Below are 17434 nucleotides of genomic sequence, written 5' to 3' on the forward strand. Positions count from 1 at the left end.
GTGGGGTCGAAGGGGTTCTCGGCGCTGTCGAGGATGTCGGCGAAGCCGAGGAAGGTGTTGGAGGCGTGGCGGGCGTCGTCGGGGGCCGCAGTCGTGGAGAGCAGGGCGCCGGCCGCCTGGAGGCAGAGGACGGCTTCGAAGGCGTAGCGGAGGATGCCACCGGGGCCGCTGTCGGTGGCGAACTCCGGAAGTCGCGCGGTCCAGTCGCGGACATCACGCTCGAGGTCGTCGCATGACCGGTCGAGCTGCCACAGCCGTTCCAGGCGGGAGAGGTAGAAGTCGCGGTCGCTCTCGCGTCCTGGCTGGGTGCTGATCGCCCAGAAGTAGCAGGCCGCGCCGCGCTCGACGCCGGAGGCGGCGAAGAGGCGGAGTGCTGCCCGCGGGGCGGTGGTGGCGAAGGCGGAGACCTCGGCCTGGATGTCTACCATTCGAAAGTCCTGATCTGGGTTCCGTGTGTTCCTGGAATGACTTCACCGCTGATGCGCCCGCCCGCGGCCCGGATCAACGGTGCGCAGATATCCGAGCAGACCGGCCGGGAGGCGCCGCCGGCGATCGGGGTCCAGCCCTGGGCGTTGGCGAACACCAGGATGTTCTGCTCGGCGTGGAAGCCCTGGGAGTTGGGCACCTCCAGCTCCGGGGGTACGCGGGTGCGGTCCACCATAGACGGCTGCGGTGGGCGCAGCCCCGTCCCGCTGCCGCTGACAAGATCGACCTCGCCGTGGGGGGTGCGCACGCGTATCACCGCGACGGTCTGGTAGCCCTGCGAGCCGGGCGGCAGCGCGCTGTGGAACTCCCCAGCGCGGTTGGCCAGTTGGGTGGCCAGACAGGGGGCGAGTCCCAGTGGGTCGCTGAGCAGGAGCGGGTCGTCGACGTAGCGGTAGGGGTGGTTGGCGGCGAAGAGACCGAGCGCGTCCGGGCTCCAGTACCAGCCGGTCGCCGGGTCGTAGTAGCGGAAGAGGTTGTAGTGGAGGTGGGACTCGGCGTCGTGGTACTGGCCGGGGAAGCGGAGCGGGCAGTTCGGGGCACTGTTCGCGTCGTCGTCCCGTGTGGTGCTCGATGACCAGCCCCACAGCTTGGTGTCGTTGCGCCACGCGATGGTGCCTTCCTCGTCGATGAGTTCGGTGGGGGTTCCGACGAGGTCGGTGACGATGGAGTAGAAGCGCTGGTCGATCTCGTCCTGTGGCGCGTCGCGCAGGGAGCGGTGCTCGAACTGGGCGAGTGGGCGGTGGGTGCCCGGCTCCCATTCCCAGGTGGTGGTGCACCTGTCGGGAGAATCCGCTTGGGTGTGCGTCTGCTCGGCCATGCGGCTGCCGTCCCAGACGAAGCGGGTTTCCTCCAGCACCGTGCCGTCCTCGGCCAGGCGCTGCTTGGCGACGCGTCGGCCGAGTGGGTCGTAGCGGTAGTGCCAGTGGCTGCCGTCGGGGATGATCAGGTCGGTGAGACGGTCGGCGCCGTCCCAGACATAGCGCCACTCGCGGGTGCCGCCGGACAGCAGGCGGAGCAGCTTGCGTGTGACGCGGCCCTGGGCGTCGTGTTCGTAGGAGGTGCGGCCGGCCCGCCGCAGCCTGACGCCGTCGATGACGTGCTCGACGCGCTCCGGCCCGTCGCCAGTGGCGACGACGTTCCCCGTGGCGTCGTAGGAGTAGTGCTCGTCGCCCGGTTCGCCGCCGTGGAGCGCGGTGATGCGGCCCTCGGGGTCCCTCTCGAGGTGACGCGGCCCCTGCTTGCTCAGCCCGTCGAGGCGGATCAGGGCCCGCAGCCCGCCGTCCGGGCCGTAGGCGTAGGCGCGGCCGATCGGCGCATGCTCTGGTCCGACGATGCGCTGCTCGGTCAGCTGGCCCAACTGGTCCCAGCGTTGGTCGATCCGGGCGTCGCCGGGCAGCTGGCGGGATGCCTGGCGTCCGTCGGCGTAGTCGAAGCGAAGGGTACGGCTCGCGGTGTGCAGCGCGGCGGGACCCTGGTGTTCCGCCCACTCCCAGCGCGATTCGACGCCGGAGGGGGTGCGACGGTAGACGGGCCGGCCGGCCGCGTCATAGCCGAACACGGTGGCGCGGCCGTCGGATATCTCCTCGATGACCCGGCCTGCGGCGTCGTGACGGAACGACAGCGTGGCGTCCGGGTTGACGGCCGTGGTCATCAACCCGGCAGCGGTGTAGGTGAAGATGGTGGTGCTCCCGCCGGTGGTCTCCTCGACGAGGTCGCCGCGCGCGCTGTAACGGCGGTGGACGGTCTGGCCGGCACCGTTGGTCTGGGACACGCGCTGTCCCGCCGCGTCGTAGGCGTAGCCGACCCGGCGCCCGGAGAAGTCCGTCTCAGCGACCAGCCGGCCCTTGGCGTCGTAGTCGTAGGTCCAGGTCAGGCCGTCCGGGTTCCGCACCGAGGTCAGCCGGAGTTCCGTGTCGTAGACATGCCGCCAACGGGCGCCGCCCGGAAGCTCGGTCTCGACGGGCTTGTCGAAGACACCGACCGTGTGGCGGGTGCGGCGCCCCGCCGGATCCACGTGCTCGACGAGGTTGCCCTCGGCGTCGTAGCGCCACCGCTCGCTCGGCCCGTCCGCGACGGCCCGGGCCACGAGTTTCCCCTCCACGCTCCACGTCAACCGCGTGGACGCCGCGCCCGCCTGGTCGACGAGCGTGACGCGGCCGAACCCGTCACGCTCGTACCGGACGTCGAGCCCACTCCGGTCGGTGACCCTGGTGGGCAGACCGGCCGCGTCGTTCTCGAAGACACGGACGCGGCCGACCGGATCGACGTGGCGGGTCAGTGCACCGCGTGCGTCGCGGTCGAACCGCTCGACAGCGCCGGCCGGGTCGGTGATCTGGAGGAGGTTGCCGCGTTCGTCGTACTCCCGGGACCAGGTCGCCCCGTCCGCGTCGGTCGCCACGGTCCACAGCCCGAGGTCGTTGAACGCCACCTCCGTCCGGCCGCCGTCCGGTGCGACATGCGCGACGCGGTTGCCGAACTGGTCGTACTCGAATCTGGTGACCCGGCCCAGGGGATCCGACAGGGAAAGCAGCCGGTCGTAACGGTCCCACTCCCGGTGCGTGCGATGCCCCAGGGGATCCGTCTCCGTGACCAACTGGTAGCAGTCGTTGAACTCGTAGACGGTGCTGTGGCCCAGCGAATCGGTGAAGACCGTCCGGTGGGTCTCGGCGTCGTACGCCACCCGGCTGGCGAGCACACCGTCCGTGCCCGTGGTGCCGACACAGCGACCCTGCTCGTCGTAGTGGTACGCGTACCAGGTCTCGTTGCGGTCCACCCACCCCGTGACCCGGTGGTGCGCGTCGTAGCGCAGCAGCAGCGGCAGGCCCGAGGAGTTGTGGACCTCGCTCAGGTCGCCGGCCTCGTCGTACGCGTACCGCACGAGAGTCGGCTCGTCCGGATCGCTCAGCAGCCGGATCTCGACGACCCGCCCGGCGCTCACCGACAGCCCGAGCCGATAGCCGCCGTGGTGCCGTAACTCGCTGGGGGCCCCATCGGCGCCGTAGACGACGGTGATGCGGTTGCCGTTGAGATCCGTGACGGCGCTGAGCGGGAGTTCACCGCCGCGCCGCCCGGGAACCGGCTCGAAGTGCAGCGTCAGCCCGGCGTCCCGCTGGTAGACCGTCAACGGCGTGCCCGGTTCACCGTTCCAGCCCAGCTCCCACCGAGGCCCCTCCACCGGCAGAACGGGCGCCTCGGGATCGGGGCGGGGGTAGTCGAGAATCATGCCGTCAGCCGTGACGAACTGGACGCCGGCCGGATCGAGCACGAGGCGTTGGTCGAGCGTCGAGGCCCAGGACGGACCGAACCAGGTGCCCTCCCGCAGACTGCTGCGATGGTGTCGTCGCACCACCAGGGGCAGCACGCCCGGCAACTCAACGTCGACGGCGTCCATGACCACCTCGCCGGTCGCCATGTCGATGGGATCGGTGCGGCAGAACAACGCCTCGCCCTGCCGGCCGGTTCGCCGCAGTGTCTGTCCCAGTCCGCGCAGGCCCTGTCGTAAGCCGCGCAGGCTGGTGGTGGCGAGGGAGCGCATGCCTCGGGCGAGGCCGCCGAGGGTGGTGAGGCCTTTCATGCCGGGGATGCAGTCGAGGGCGGCGAAGGCGACGTCCCAGAGGGACGCCTCGCCGTTGGCGTAGCGGTAGAGGGTGTCGGCGAGGACGACGAGGGCGGCGGCGAGGACGACCCAGGCGAGGGGGCCGCCGATGATCATGACGACGATGCCGAGGACGGCGACGACGACCTTGCATATCTCGACGATGGTGTCCCAGTTCTCGGACACCCAGTGGATGGCGTCCTCCCACCAACGACGGTTCTGGATGCCGGCGTCCGAGGCGGCGTCGATCCCGTCCGCACAGACCTGGGCCGCCTCCTCGCGTAACTCCTTGGCATCGAGGGCGAGTTGGCGTGCGGCGGCGAGGGCTTCCTCAGCGCTGTCGACGCGGGACTGGGCGGAGGACGCGGCCTGGTCGGCGGCGTTCGCGTCGCGCGTGGCGGCGCGGACCTCGGCCTCGGACGGCGGCTCGACGTCGTCGCGTTCGCCCTCGCGCTCAAGGCGGTCGGCCTCCTCGCCAGCGCGCGAGACCCAGTCCTGCGCGTCGGATAACGCGGCCTGGGCTGAGGAAAGATCGGCCTGCGCGGCGATCGCACGATCCAGGGCCCGGTCGGCCATGCCCTGCGCGGTCTCCAGCTTCGGCCAGTAGGTCTGTAACGCCTGGGCGGCCATGTCGTATGAGGTCTGGAGCTTCTCCAGATTGCCCGGCACGCCGTCGAACTCCGAGCGGAACGCCTCAGCCGACAGGCCGGCCCAGTCCAGCACCGCGCGGTCCTCGGCCATGCCACGGATTCGGCCCAACGCCTCGCCGACGTCATCCGCGAACGTCTGGAGTGAGTCTGCGAGTTCCCGTACTTCGTCCGGGTTGCCGGGTGTCGGGTCCCGGTCCAGGTCGACCGGACTCCAGTCGGAAGCGCGTGCCATGATCTGTCTCCCCCGTGATGATCAAGCAACGTTCAGACGCTCAAAACCACCGTAAGGAGACAGGTCGTCAGACATCAACAGTCGTGCAGGTATGTGGTGCTCTCGGCAGTACCCGGTCCAGCACGCCGTTGAGCGCGCCAGACGGTGCCCACGCCGCCCGACTCGGTCTCGTCCGATCAGTTCGTGCAGCCTCGTGCCCTCCGAGGCACGTCCGTGGTCGCGGGGCTCCCCCTGCGAGAATGACCGGGAGTGGAACGGGGGTTTTGATGCAGTCGGTGGTCGCGAACATCGCGGTCGGTCCATCCCTACGACGTCGGCCGTCGGGTGCCCCGCCGGTTGCCGACCGGCGCAAGCGATACGGTGCGGTCGTGACGGGGCGGCGGTTCGGGGACGGGAGGAACGCACGGTGAAGGAGACCCCGCTTGAGGACGGCGCGCCGGTCATCGGGTGTAACGAGCCTGGCAGTTTCGCCCGGGACGTGCTGGTCAGCCGACACCCGGCCCTGATTCGGCAGGTCCGCGACGCCCATCCGTACACGCCGGACCAACTGCACGCGCTGGACGTACTGTTGGGCGAGATCACCGAGGGCGTCATCCGGCCGCTGCCACCCGAGGCCCACGACCGTGCCGACTGGGCGCGGTGGGGCGTCGACGAGCACGTCGGCCGGTCCTGGTTCGACGCGTCGTTCCTCTGGGCGGAGAGCTACTTCTACCGTCGTCTCCTCCAGGCCGTGGCGTACTTCGGCCCCGGGCCCTGGCAGGGCATCGACCCGTTCGCCCCCGCCAAACAGGCCGAACTCCACAGCAGGGGCGTCGACGAGGAACTCGACGCGCTCGACGCCCTGCCCGGTCTCTCCCGGGAGGACGAGGCCGCCGCCCTGCTCGGGGCCGCGCTCTGGGGCAACCGTGCCGACCTGGGCTTCCTCACCACGGCCGCCGAATCGCCGCGGAGCGCGTCAGACCTCGTCGCCGACGACACCGACAGTCTGTGGGACCTCCTCAGCGCCGAGCGTCCGGGCACCGTCGCCGTGATCGCGGACAACGCCGGCCGCGAACTCATCCCCGACCTCGTCCTCGTCGACCACCTGCTCCGCCACGGCCACGCCCGCACCGTCGACCTCCACCTCAAGCCGCACCCGTACTACGTCTCGGACGCCACCACCGCCGACCTCGTCGCCGCGCTGCGCCGCCTGGCCCGCGCCCCCGGGCACGCCGGTGAGGTCGGCGCCCGGCTGTGGGAGGCCATGGCCACCGGGCGACTCCGCCCCTCCGCGCACCCCTTCTTCTGCGCCCCGCTGCCCTACCCGGACATGCCAGACGACCTCCGCCGGGACCTCTCAGGGTGCACGCTGACCATCCTGAAGGGGGATCTCAACTACCGCCGCCTGGTGGGCGACCGGCTGTGGCCGCCCACCACCCCCTTCGACCGGCTGACGCGTTACTTTCCCACCCCCGTGGCCGCCCTGCGCACCCTGAAGTCCGACGTCGTCACGGGCCTGACCGCCGGCCACGCCGCCGAACTCGACGCCACCGAGGACCGGTGGCGCACCAGCGGCACCCACGCCCTCGTCCAGGTCCGGCGCTGACGGCTCACACTCGGCCGAGCCGTCACCGCACGTCGACGGAGGCGAGCCTCACGAAGTGCTCCAGCGCCTCTCGTGCCTGGTCGCACAGCGCGCCGAGCTCCGTCTGGTCGGATGCCTTGTGCGCCCCGCTGGTCAGTTCGTACGCGTGTCGGGCGGCGTCGACGAGCGGCTGGCCGCTCGCGATGAGCTGCACGCGGAACAGCGCGTGGAGGGCGACCCCGCGAAGGCGGTACGCCTCGATGCGCGCCTCGTAGTGGGCGGGGCCGTCCGGGTCCTCGTACCTGCGGTGCCAACGGTCCTGCTGGCCTCGCCTGAACTCGGTCACCGCCCCCGCGAAGTCGCTGTACACGGCCATGCGTTCGGCGCGGAGCTGCTGCTGCGTCGCGAACGCCTGGTCGCGCGCGGTCGCCTGGCGCTGGGACCGCTGGGTCAGGGCGACGCCGAGCAGCGTGCCGAGGACCGCGATGAGAGCTGAGAGAACACCGGCCACGGAGGCAGGACATCACAGCTTCGGCCAGGAGCCCAGACGGCGGCCGTGGCCGGCGGCGGTGTTCCGCGCCGACGCCGTTCGGTCCGGTGGCGACGGCGCGGAACGTGGACCCGGGCGGATCGTGGTCGCCGGGCTCAGGCCGCGGCGGCCGTCACCGGGTGTTCGTCCGGCCGGTGCACGGACAGCAGGACGGCGCCCCGCTCGTCCTCGGGCGAGCGGACGGCGACGAAGGCCTGCCGGCCGTCCGGGGCGACCGCGGTGGCCGTGAACCGCGCTCCCCGCCGCGCCGCCAGCACGCGCTCCGCCCGGCCGCGCGCGGTGTCGACGACCAGCAGTTCGTCCCCGGCCCCCCGGGCAGGGTCCTCGGCGACCACGGCCCACAGGCGGCCCCGGGCGTCGTACTGGACGTCGCGCACGGTCGGCCGCTCGGCCGGCGGCTGGTCCGCGGACGCCGACCGCAGCCCCTGCTCCGAGAGGAGCGCGCCGAACCAGCGGAAGCCGGTCGCGGCCGGATCGCCGCCGTCCTCGCGCAGCCAGAGCAGGTTGCCGGGCAGGGCCGCGACCCGCGCGCCGGTCGCCCGGGAACGGGCGTGGCCGACCGCCGCGCACCCGGCGGGACCGCTCGGGCCGGCGAGGGCGCACAGCAGCTGGCCCCGGCGGGCGTCGGCCGCGATCCGGCCCGGGGCCGGCAGCGGGGTGGCGCCCACGGCGTCCGCCGCGAGCCGGGTACGCAACAGCACGTCGGCCTGGTCCCGCCAGCCGTTGGCCCGGGTGAGCGGGCCCTGCCCGTGGGCCATGGGCAGCCACCTGCCCCGGCCGTCGCCGCCCAGCCTGGCCACGTGGAGCACCCCGTCGTCCAGCGGTTCGCCCGACGCGCCGTGGCTGACGAACTTGTACAGGTACTCGCCGTCCTCACCGTCCCCGGTGTAGACGACGGCACGCCCGTGCGACTCGGACACGGCGAGTCCTGAGTGGCGCAGGCGGCCCAGCGCGGTGCGCTTGACCGGCGGGCGCCGACCACCGCCGGGGACCGCCTGCTCCAGCACCCAGCCGAAACGGCCGGCGAGCCGCTCGTCGCGGCCGATGTCGAACCGCTCGTCGAGCGCGCTCCAGTCGTCGTCCCCCGCGGCCCCCACCCCGTACCGCCACTGCGCCTCGTTGCCGCGCCAACCGGCCTGTCGGGTACCGAAGTTGCTTGCCCCGCCCGCCTCGGCGCACAGCAGCGTGCCCCAGCCGGTGGCGGCCAGCGCGCCGTTGCCGAGCGTGCCGGCGGGGACGGCGACCGAGGCGATCCTCTGGTCGTCCTCGCGCAGCGGCCCGGAGAGGGCGGCACGCGTCCCCCGCGCGATGCCGACGCCGGCCACCGCCGCCACGGGCGAACGGCCGCCCGCCGCCGGCACCGTGAGGAAGCTGACGGCCGGGCCGGCCAGGTGCGCGGCGAGCTCTTCGGCCGACGCCACCCGGGCCGAGCCATGGCTCGCCGCCAGCAGCGGCGCGCCGGCGTCCCCGCGGCCCGTCGGCGAGAGGCAGGCCAGGCTCTGCCAGCCGCCACCATCCGCCGACGCGGCGCCGAGCGCCCGCGCCACGTAGCCGGGCGAGATGGACACCGGAACCTGGTCGCGGCCGGCCCCGCGCACGAGCGCCGCCGCCGGCGAGGCACAGAGCATTCCGGCGACGACGGAACCGCCCGCGGCCACCGCTGTGCGTCGCGATATGAGCGTCACGAGACCTCCCTTTGTCAAAGGCCTTCAGCAGGCCGGGAAATCATTATGTGCGCGCCCGGAGAAAGCACCTCTCTTCCCGCTCTCGCCGCACTCTCCTGCCGCTCTCCGCAGGCCTGAGAGCGAGGTGAGAGCGGGGCGAGAGCGGCGGGATAGCGGAAACCCGGAGGCTGTCGGCAGCGAAATCCAAAGGACGACGAGGGGGTTGACGTGGCGCAGTACGAACCGGACGAGCCGCCGTTCGAGTTGGTGAAGCGGGCGGACTGGGGGGCCGCCACCGAATATCCGCACCCGCCCGGGAGTTGGAATCCCAAGAACGGCGGAATCATTCTCCACTGCCTCCCGCAGGACCACGTGGCCCCCGAATCCCACACCAACTGCTTCGCGCGGGTCAGGGAACTCCAGACGGCCGACATGGTGGTGCCTGGACCCGAGGAGGCGCCCGCCGAGCCGGACATCGCCCACAGCTACCTGGTCTGCCAGCACGGCACCGTCTTCGAGGGACGCGGCGTTCTGCGGCGGCCCTTCGCCAACGACCCGATCAGCGGCGGCAACATGCGGTACTACGCGGTGTGCGCGCTGATCGGCGTCCAGGACACCCCGTCCGACGCGGTGTTGGCGTCCCTCGACGGTCTCGACCACTACCTCGGCGACCTGGCCGGCAACTACGCGGCGGGCCTCGACATCCTGCCCCACGACGCCGAGTCGGGCAGCCCGGGTGACGGCATCCGGGCGGCGCTGCGGAGCGGCGGCGTCGGCAGCCGCCCCAGGCCGCCGTCCAGGCCGCGACCCAAGCCCAAGCCGATCACCGTCGTCTCGCGCTCGGGCTGGGGAGCCGCGGCGCCGAGCGACCCGATCGGCACGGTCTCGACGGGCAGCAGGACCGGATACCTCGTGCACTACAGCGGTGCCACCGCTACCCAGACTCCCCGGGACATCCAGCGCGGCATGATGAACCGCGGCCTGTCCGACGTCGGCTACAACTTTCTCGTGGACGTCGACGGCGTCGTCTACGAGGGCCGCGGCTGGCACGGTCTCGGCGCCCACGCCTCGGGCTTCAACACCGCCTACGTCGGCATCTGCGTGATCGGTACGAACTCCGACATGAACGACGGCTCGGGGGCGCTGAAAAGGCCGATCGCCGACGCGCTCGTCTCCATGTACCACAAGGCCAACGAGATCATGGGCAAGACCCTTACGCGCTCCTATCACAGCAATGTGGAGTCCACGGAATGCCCGGGGGACATCCTGCGGGCCTGGGTGAACGGCGGAATGCCCGGCACGGTCCGGGAGGTGGCCGACGACTTCGGCGGCGGCCACGGCTCCATCGGCGGCGGCTCGGGGAACGGCACCTATCCCAACGTGATCTACCGGTCGGTCTCAGGACAGCAGCGTGCCGTCAACGGTCTCGGCTACTCGCCGCCGCTCGAAGTCGACGGGATCTTCGGCCCGTTGACGGAGGCCGGGGTGAAGTGGCTGCAACGCCTGGTCGGCACCGCCGCCGACGGGATCTGGGGGCCCAACACCGAGGCCGCCTACCTCGCCTACGTCGGCGGCTCCTCACGCGGGGACACCTCGGTCCGTTCTGTGGCGGGACAGCAGCGGGCGGTGAACGGTCTCGGCTACACCCCGCGGCTTGACGTCGACGGCGTCTTCGGCCCGTTGACGGAGGCCGGCGTGAAGTGGCTGCAACGCCGCGTCGGCACGGCCGACGACGGTCTGTGGGGCCGCAACACGGAGGCCGCCTACCTCGCGCACATCGGCCAGTCGAACGACGTCGGCGCGGTCCGTTCTGTGGCGGGACAGCAGCGGGCGGTGAACGGTCTCGGCTACACCCCGCGGCTCGTCGTCGACGGGGACTTCGGCCCGTTGACGGAGGCCGGGGTGAAGTGGCTGCAACGCCTGGTCGGCGTCGACGACGACGGGATCTGGGGGCCCAACACGGAGGCCGCCTACCTCGCGCACGTGGGCAACTCCGGCTCCGGCGGCCGCGGCGCCACCGACATCCGGCCCGTCAGCTACCAACAGCGGGCCGTCAACAAGCTCGGCCACCGGCCCCCGCTGGACGTCGACGGCGTCTTCGGCCCGCTCACCGACGCCGGCGTCCGCTGGCTGCAGCGACTGGTCGGCGTCGACGACGACGGGCTCTGGGGCCCGGCCACTGAGGCCGCCTACCACACCTACCTGGACCACGGGGCCCGGCTCGCGGTGGACGGGGTGTTCGGGCCGGCCACCATCCGGGCCACCCAGCGGGCGATCGGCACCACGCCGGACGGCGACTGGGGGCCGGCGTCCAAGCGCGCGCTCCAGCGGCACCTCAACGAGATCGACGACGCGGAGCTGATCGTGGACGGCGACTTCGGCCAGGCATCGGTGAAGGCGCTGCAGACCTATCTCAACCGCATCGTCGGCGCCCGGCTGATCGTCGACGGCGACTGGGGGAGCGCCACCACCTCAGCCCTCCAACGCGCGCTCAATCAGGCGAAGTTCTGACGTGCCCCCGGAGGTCGAGAGGGCGACGTCCTGCCGCAGGATCGCCTGCTCGACCGCCACCGTGTCCCGGCCGGGATCCATGCCCAGCTGGTCGCGGAGACGCTCTCGGGCCTGCCGCAGCACCCCGAGGGCGTCTCCCTGCCGCCCCGACCGGTACAGCGCGAGCGCCAGGGTGCGGTACAGGGACTCCCGCAGCGGGAACAGCTCGACCAACTCCCGCAGCTCCGCGTTGGCCCCGTGGTGTCTGCCCCGCGCCACGTCGAGCCCGAGGCGCTGCTCATGGGCCCGCTGCCGCTCCTCCTCGAGGCGCTGCGCGGCGGCCACCAGGGGCCCGTCCTCGATCCCGAGCAGCGCCGGTCCCCGCCAGCGGGCGAGCGCCGACCGGAGCGTGTCCGCCGCCAGGTCGACCTGCCCCCTGGCCAGTTCGACGCGGGCCAGCCGCACGTCCTGGCGGAAGCCCGCGACATCCGTGGTGTGGGCGCCCTCGACGAGCAGGTACCCCGTGGTCCTGCGGGCGAGGACGCCGGCGGGCAGCCCGGCGTCGGCGAACGCCCCCCGCAGCCGCCACACCACCGTCTGGAGTTGGGCCGCGGCCGTGCGCGGCGGCCGCTCCCCCCAGACGCAGTCGACGAGGCGCGGCACACCGACCGGCGTTCCCCCGGCCAGCGCCAGGGTCGCGAGAACCCGGGCGGCCCGCGGCCCGGGAAGCGGCGCCCGACGTCCACCCACCGCGATCTCCACCGGCCCCAGTACGCAGACCTCCCACACCGCGGTCACCCTCCCTGTCGGCCCGGCCGCTCCGGGGCGTCGGTCGATGCCCCGGAGCGGTCTTCCCCCTGGGGGCCGTGCGCCGCGTCAAAAGGGGTCTGGCGACGCACCACCCGCTCCAAGGAAGCCCGGTGCCGCTTTCATCGCGCTTTCATCAGCTCAGGCGGCGGCGGTGAGGACCGCGGACAGGGTGAGCCCGAGTTGGCCGAGCACCTCGGCGTGGTCGCCGCCCTCCGCGGGCCACAGGTGGCCGGCGTTGACGCCGGTTACGGCGTGGTCCGGGAGGAGGAGCGCGAGCGCCTCCGCCACGCCGCCGGCGGGGCGGTGCTCCTCGACCACCACGAACCGCCGGTGCGCCGCGGCGAGTTCGGCATCATCTGACCCCTGCGGGCGGCACGCTCCCGGGCCGCGCACCCCACCGGAGGTCGATGAGGTAAGGCTTGCCTAATATCCTGAGGTCGCTCATGGGCCGAACCAGACGGCCCGTGGCATGTACGACAGGAACCTCATCATGCGCACCACCTTCCGCGGCCTCATCGCCACGCTCGCCATCTCGCCCCTGCTGGCCAGCTGCTTCGTCTCCGGCGACAGCTCCGCCTCCGACGCCGCTGACGCCGACGCACGCCTGCGGGTGGCCCTCGCGATACCGCCGTCGCAGGCGCTCTCGCCGTACAGCAACGACGCCACCGTCCTAAGCAAGCTCTTCGTCGCCGAGGGCCTCACCGTGCTCGGCGAGGACGGCACCGCCGAACCCGCGCTTGCCGAGTCCTGGACGCGGGAGAGCGACACCACCTGGACCTTCGAGCTGCGCGAGGCGTCCTTCCAGGACGGCACCGAGGTCACCGCCGAGTCCGTGGTCAACGCCCTGACACGGGCGAACGACGCCGAGCCAAAGCCACGCGTGCTGAGCGATGTGACGCTGACCGCGACGGCCGTCGACGTCGACACGGTCACCCTCACCACCGGGTCGCCCGATCCGGTGCTGCCGCTGCGCCTCGCCAGCCCGGCGCTCGGCATCTTCTCCGCCAGCGCGTACCGGCAGGACGGCACCGTCTCCCCCGTAGGCACCGCGACCGGAGCCTTCGAGATCACCGAGCTGAACGGCAGGGCCTCGGCGACCGTCGACCGCTTCGACGACTACTGGGGCGGCCCGGCGAGGGCCTCCGGCATCGACGTCACCTGGATCGCGGACGGCACCGCCCGCGCGAACGCGCTCCGCGGCGGCGACGTGGACATCGCCGAGTGGATCCCCACCGCCCAGGCGGCGCTGCTGGACGAGAGCACGCGGCACGAGGTGCCGTCCGTGCGCACCGACGGCCTGATCCTCAACACCGGCAGCGGCGTCTTCACCGACGCGGGGCTGCGCGCCTCCGCCCGCGAGGCCGTGGACGGCTCCGCCCTCGTCGACTCCGTCTTCGGCGGGTACGCCGACCCCGCGCAGGGCCTGTTCGGCCCGGCGGTCCCCTGGGCCGCCGACCACCGCGTCGGGTTGACCGACCGCGCCGAGGCCCGCACCACCGCCGAGGTGAGGGCCAGGACCGAGGGCAGGACGGTGCGGCTCGCCACCTACACCAACCGCGCTGAGCTCCCGGAGGCCGCCACCGTGCTCCAGCAGCAGCTGGAACAGGCCGGGTTCACCGTGCGGCAGGATGTCCGCGAGTACTCGCAGATGGAGGCCGACCTCCTCGCCGGCGAGTACGACGCGCTGGTCCTCTCCCGGGTGACGCTGCTCGACACCGGTGACGCGGTGGCGTACCTCGCCAGTGACTACACCAGCGACGGCGTCTACAACATCGCCGGGCTAGCGGACCCGGACGTCGACGAGGCCATCAGGGCCGCTGCCACGGAGAGCGACCCCGAGCGGCGACGGCAGAGGATCATGCGGGCGGAGGCCGAGATCCTGCGCACCGACGCCGTCGTCCCGCTGGTCCACGAGCAGGTGGTGCAGGGGATCGCGGACGGCGTGGAAGGGGTGCTCCTCGACCCGCGCGAGCGCTCCCTGATCGATCTCGACACGCGCCGTGCGTAGCCGCACGGGCAAGAGGAGCAGCCAGTGACTGCCGCCCCTGACGGTCTTGCCCGCCAACGCGCCGCGTGGCGGGCCGGGGTCGGCCGGGTGCTCGCCGGAACCGTGGTGCTCACGACGGTCGCGCTGCTGCCCTGGCTGTCCGGCAGCGATGCGGCGCTCACCGTGCTGCGGGCACGCTCCGGTGAGCAGGACCCGACACCGGACGCGCTGGCCGCCGTTCGGGAACAACTGGGCCTGGCCGACGGGCCCCTCGTCCTTCTCACCGGCTGGCTCGGCGGGCTCCCGCGCGGTGACGCGGGCAGCTCGTGGGTATCGGGCGAGCCTGTCCTGCCACAGGTCACCGCCGCCCTCGGCGTCTCGCTCACCTTGCTGTCGGGCACTCTCCTCGTCACCCTCGCCGTCGCCGGACTCGTCTGCGTCCGCACCGTCCTCCTCGGCTCCCGGCGCCGGCTGCGGCACGGCCGGGCGGGAACCGGCGCCGCCGTCCTCGCGTCGCTGCCGAAGTTCCTCCTCGCCTCGGTACTGGCGACCGCGTGCGGGGTCTGGCTGGGCTGGTTCCCATCCAGCGGCTGGGACGGGCCGGCGTCGATGGTGCTGCCCTCGCTCGCCCTGGGGCTGCCGTCCGGAGCGATGATCGGCGGGCTGCTCGACCAGTCGCTGCCCGCCGTGTTCAGCGAGGCGTGGGCACGGACCTGGCACGCGGCCGGCTTCCCCCCGGGACACACGGCCCGGCACGCGCTGCGCCGCGCCCTGCCCGGTGTCCTGCCGCAGTTCGTCCCCACGGTCGTCGGGCTGCTCGGCGGCGCCGTCGCCGTCGAGAAGATCTTCAACATCCCGGGCCTCGGCCGGCTCGTGCTGGACGCCGCGGTCTCCCAGGACCTGCCCCTCCTCCAGACCGGCACCCTGGCCATCATCCTCATCGGCACGGCCGCCGGCCTCCTGGTGCGGGCCCTGCGGCTGGCCCTGCTCGGCCCGGCGCTCCGAGACGGCGGCCTGCCCGCCCTGCGACGCCCCGCTCTCCCCCGCCGGAGGTCGCCGCGGTACGTCGCCGGGGCCTGCGCCGTCGCACTCGTCGTGCTCGTCGTCGCCGGGATGCTGCGCGACCCCCTGAACGTCGACACCACGGCCCGCCTCCTGCCACCGTCCTTCGCTCACCCGCTGGGGACGGACTCACTGGGTCGCGACCTGCTGGCCCGGCTCGGCCACGGGGCGCTACGCACCGCCGGCGCGGCCCTGGTGGTGACGGCGGTCAGCGTGCTCACCGGCGTGGCACTCGGCCTGCTTCCGCGGGCGAGCGCCGGCCTGACGGATGTGGCGGCGACGCTGCCCGCCGTGCTGGCCGGGCTGTTGGTCACCGGCGTCAGCGGCCCTTCCACCGGGGGCGCGGTGCTGGCGGTGTGCCTGGTCGGCTGGAGCCCGTACGCCGCCCAGACCTCGGCCCTTCTCGAACAGGAGCGGGCGAGCGGGCACATCGCCGCGGCGGTCTCGATGGGCGCCGGCCGGCGCCATCTGTTGCGTCGTCATCTGCTGCCCGCCCTCGTGCCGGCCCTGCTCCGCAACGCCCTGCTGCGTTTCCCCACGGCCGTCCTCGTGCTGGCCTCCCTCGGCTTTCTAGGGCTTGGACAGCAGCCGCCCGCACCCGAGTGGGGACAGCTGCTGTCCGAGAACCAGGCGTACGCCGAGATCGCGCCCTGGACGGTACTCGGCCCGGCCGCCGCGCTCACGGTACTCGCCGTGCTCGCGACCGCCGCCGTGGGAGGCGGACGGGCGGATGCGCCTCGCCGGGCGGCCCGTGGCTGAGTCGGCGTCGAGATCCCGGTCCGGACAGCCAGTCGATGATGGTGTCGTTGGTGTAGGTGGGGATCCAGGAGGCGTGGCTGAACACCGGGGTGGTGCCGGCGGGGAAGGTGGTGAAGAGGTGTCTGCTGCCCGCCGCCGCCGCGCGTTCCCGGGCCTCGGCGGCAGAGGCCTCCTGGACCTGGTCCGGCGCTGAGCCGGCCCACTCGCTCCAGGTCGTCGGATGGCCGGCGGCCTCCAGCGCCCGGAATACCGGTAGTCCGAGCCCGGGGCGTCGTAGGGCACGACCGCGTCGTCGGCGGAGTGCAGGGACCAGATCGGGAACGTGCCGAGGGCGTCGACGGCCGCCGTCTCGTCGCCCGCGCCGCACACGAGGACGGCGGCGGCGAAGAGGTCGTGGTGCTCGGGCAGCAGGGCCCAGGAACCGTAGGAGCCCATGGAGAGGCCGGTCAGGTACACCCGGCTCGGGTCGATCGCGGGGTTCCTGGCGAGCGTCGCCCGCACCAGCTCGAGGACCTCCGCCCGAATGTCGGAGCGCCACCACCCGCCGGTGCCCGGCGTGCCCCTGGGTGCCTGCGGGGAGAGGACGAAGGCCGGGTGCCTGGCCTGGCGCGCCGGGTCGGCGAACGCCACGGAGATCTGGTTCCCCGCGATCTGCGCGAAGTTGTCGTCGCCGCTCTCCCCGTGGCCGTGCAGGGCCACCACGAGCGGGTACCGCCGCCCTGGCCGCACGTCGGGCGTGAAGAACCGGTAGTCCACGGTCACGCCCGAGGCGGCGTCGAACGTCGCGGCGGCGTAGTCGTCGACGAGCACGTTCCGCACCCCGGAGTTGACGACCGGCGCGTCGGGCCTGGCCGGCAGGTCGTGCGGCCGGGCCGGGATGTCCGCGACCTGCCTGACCCGGTAGGTGCCCGCGAGGCCGTGGAACCGGGTGAACGTCTCGTTGTAGGCGCCGGGCGCGAGCGGGTCGCCCGCGGCGAGTTCGAGCACCACGTCAGCCGGTCGCCTTCGTAGCGTTCCAGGAACCCGGCCGGGGAGGCCCCCGTCCGGGCCAGGGGCCGGGCAGTCAGGTGTTCTGTGGGCTCTGTCAGCTCTGCTCAACTCCGTCAGCCGCGGGACCCTTCATCACCACGGCCCGGACCCGACATCGCCGGGTCCGGGCCGTCATGGCGCTGGACTGTTTACGGGACCCACGGGTACGCCCCGGCGGCACCTTTCGTGGTGAGGCCCATCTTGCTCGCGACCTTGAGGAGCATGCGCTTGGCCATGAAGCCCCTCCTTCAGACAGCACACCAGCAGCGGCGGGAAGATCACCGTTGACTTCGAAGCTAGCTCACCTCACCCGGTCGCGACAGACTTGAGCATTCCGGCGACTTGGGTAGCGAAGGGGCGCCCCGTCCGGCACCGGACGCGTCGTCGGGGGGACCGCCGGTGGAACAGCCGTACGTCACCAGCGCGATGCCCAGGAGCAGCAGCGTGGCGATCAGGAGGCCGACCGTGCGGACGTCCGTGAACCGCCCGGGCCTCTCCGGCTGTTCGGCGGGCGCCCGGGAGGGCTCGGGTGTGGGTGTGGGTGTGGGTGTGGGTG

General features: G+C 72.8%; 9 protein-coding genes and 3 pseudogenes. 4 read left to right on the forward strand and 8 right to left on the reverse strand.

Annotation, left to right across the window (positions count from 1 at the left end; genetic code table 11):
- Together E1265_RS18270 and E1265_RS18275 are read right to left on the reverse strand one after the other, a co-directional pair.
- Nucleotides 1-428: pseudogene (locus E1265_RS18270) on the reverse strand (hypothetical protein); the annotation flags it as partial.
- Nucleotides 422-4963: a DUF6531 domain-containing protein gene (locus E1265_RS18275; protein ID WP_132931371.1), complete on the reverse strand. Its 4542-nt coding sequence runs from the start codon at nt 4961-4963 to the stop codon at nt 422-424. The pseudogene E1265_RS18270 and the gene E1265_RS18275, both read right to left, overlap by 7 nt.
- Before the next feature lie 406 nt (nt 4964-5369).
- On the opposite strand from E1265_RS18275, the gene E1265_RS18280 reads away from it, so the two are divergent.
- Nucleotides 5370-6548 (forward strand): damage-control phosphatase ARMT1 family protein, encoded by a 1179-nt coding sequence (locus tag E1265_RS18280; RefSeq protein WP_243740910.1) that lies wholly within the window; start codon nt 5370-5372, stop codon nt 6546-6548.
- A 22-nt stretch (nt 6549-6570) separates the two neighbouring features.
- Here E1265_RS18280 and E1265_RS18285 read toward each other — a convergent pair whose 3' ends face one another.
- On the reverse strand, nt 6571-7038 hold the full coding sequence (locus tag E1265_RS18285; protein ID WP_132931373.1) for a hypothetical protein: 468 nt from the start codon (nt 7036-7038) through the stop codon (nt 6571-6573).
- Nucleotides 7039-7172: 134 nt separating this feature from the next.
- Nucleotides 7173-8762, reverse strand: coding sequence for an alkaline phosphatase PhoX (locus E1265_RS18290; RefSeq protein ID WP_132931374.1), 1590 nt, complete (start codon nt 8760-8762; stop codon nt 7173-7175).
- 207 nt (nt 8763-8969) lie between these two features.
- Between E1265_RS18290 and E1265_RS18295 the strand changes: the two genes are divergently transcribed.
- Nucleotides 8970-11252 (forward strand): peptidoglycan-binding protein, encoded by a 2283-nt coding sequence (locus tag E1265_RS18295; RefSeq protein ID WP_132931375.1) that lies wholly within the window; start codon nt 8970-8972, stop codon nt 11250-11252.
- On the opposite strand, the gene E1265_RS18300 is transcribed toward E1265_RS18295, so the two are convergent.
- Together E1265_RS18300 and E1265_RS18305 are read right to left on the reverse strand one after the other, a co-directional pair.
- On the reverse strand, nt 11214-12029 hold the full coding sequence (locus E1265_RS18300; protein WP_132931376.1) for an AfsR/SARP family transcriptional regulator: 816 nt from the start codon (nt 12027-12029) through the stop codon (nt 11214-11216). The genes E1265_RS18295 and E1265_RS18300 overlap by 39 nt on opposite strands.
- 150 nt (nt 12030-12179) lie before the next feature.
- A complete protein-coding gene (locus E1265_RS18305) occupies nt 12180-12362 on the reverse strand; it encodes a hypothetical protein (RefSeq protein ID WP_207931128.1) in 183 nt (60 codons plus the stop codon).
- Nucleotides 12363-12531: 169 nt separating this feature from the next.
- Here E1265_RS18305 and E1265_RS18310 point away from each other — a divergent pair, with 169 nt between their 5' ends.
- Together E1265_RS18310 and E1265_RS18315 are read left to right on the forward strand one after the other, a co-directional pair.
- Nucleotides 12532-14049 carry an ABC transporter substrate-binding protein gene (locus tag E1265_RS18310; protein ID WP_132931379.1) on the forward strand — a complete coding sequence of 506 codons (1518 nt, stop codon included), beginning with the start codon at nt 12532-12534 and terminating at the stop codon, nt 14047-14049.
- A 24-nt stretch (nt 14050-14073) separates the two neighbouring features.
- Nucleotides 14074-15849: an ABC transporter permease subunit gene (locus E1265_RS18315; protein WP_132931377.1), complete on the forward strand. Its 1776-nt coding sequence runs from the start codon at nt 14074-14076 to the stop codon at nt 15847-15849.
- Nucleotides 15850-16227: 378 nt separating this feature from the next.
- On the opposite strand, the pseudogene E1265_RS40725 reads toward E1265_RS18315, so the two are convergent.
- Together E1265_RS40725 and E1265_RS38130 are read right to left on the reverse strand one after the other, a co-directional pair.
- A pseudogene (locus E1265_RS40725) lies at nt 16228-16839 on the reverse strand (alpha/beta hydrolase-fold protein); the annotation flags it as partial.
- Between the two features lie 335 nt (nt 16840-17174).
- Nucleotides 17175-17434: pseudogene (locus E1265_RS38130) on the reverse strand (hypothetical protein); the annotation flags it as partial.

The sequence above is a fragment of the Streptomyces sp. 8K308 genome (assembly GCF_004348315.1).
In the GTDB taxonomy this organism is placed as follows: domain Bacteria; phylum Actinomycetota; class Actinomycetes; order Streptomycetales; family Streptomycetaceae; genus Streptomyces.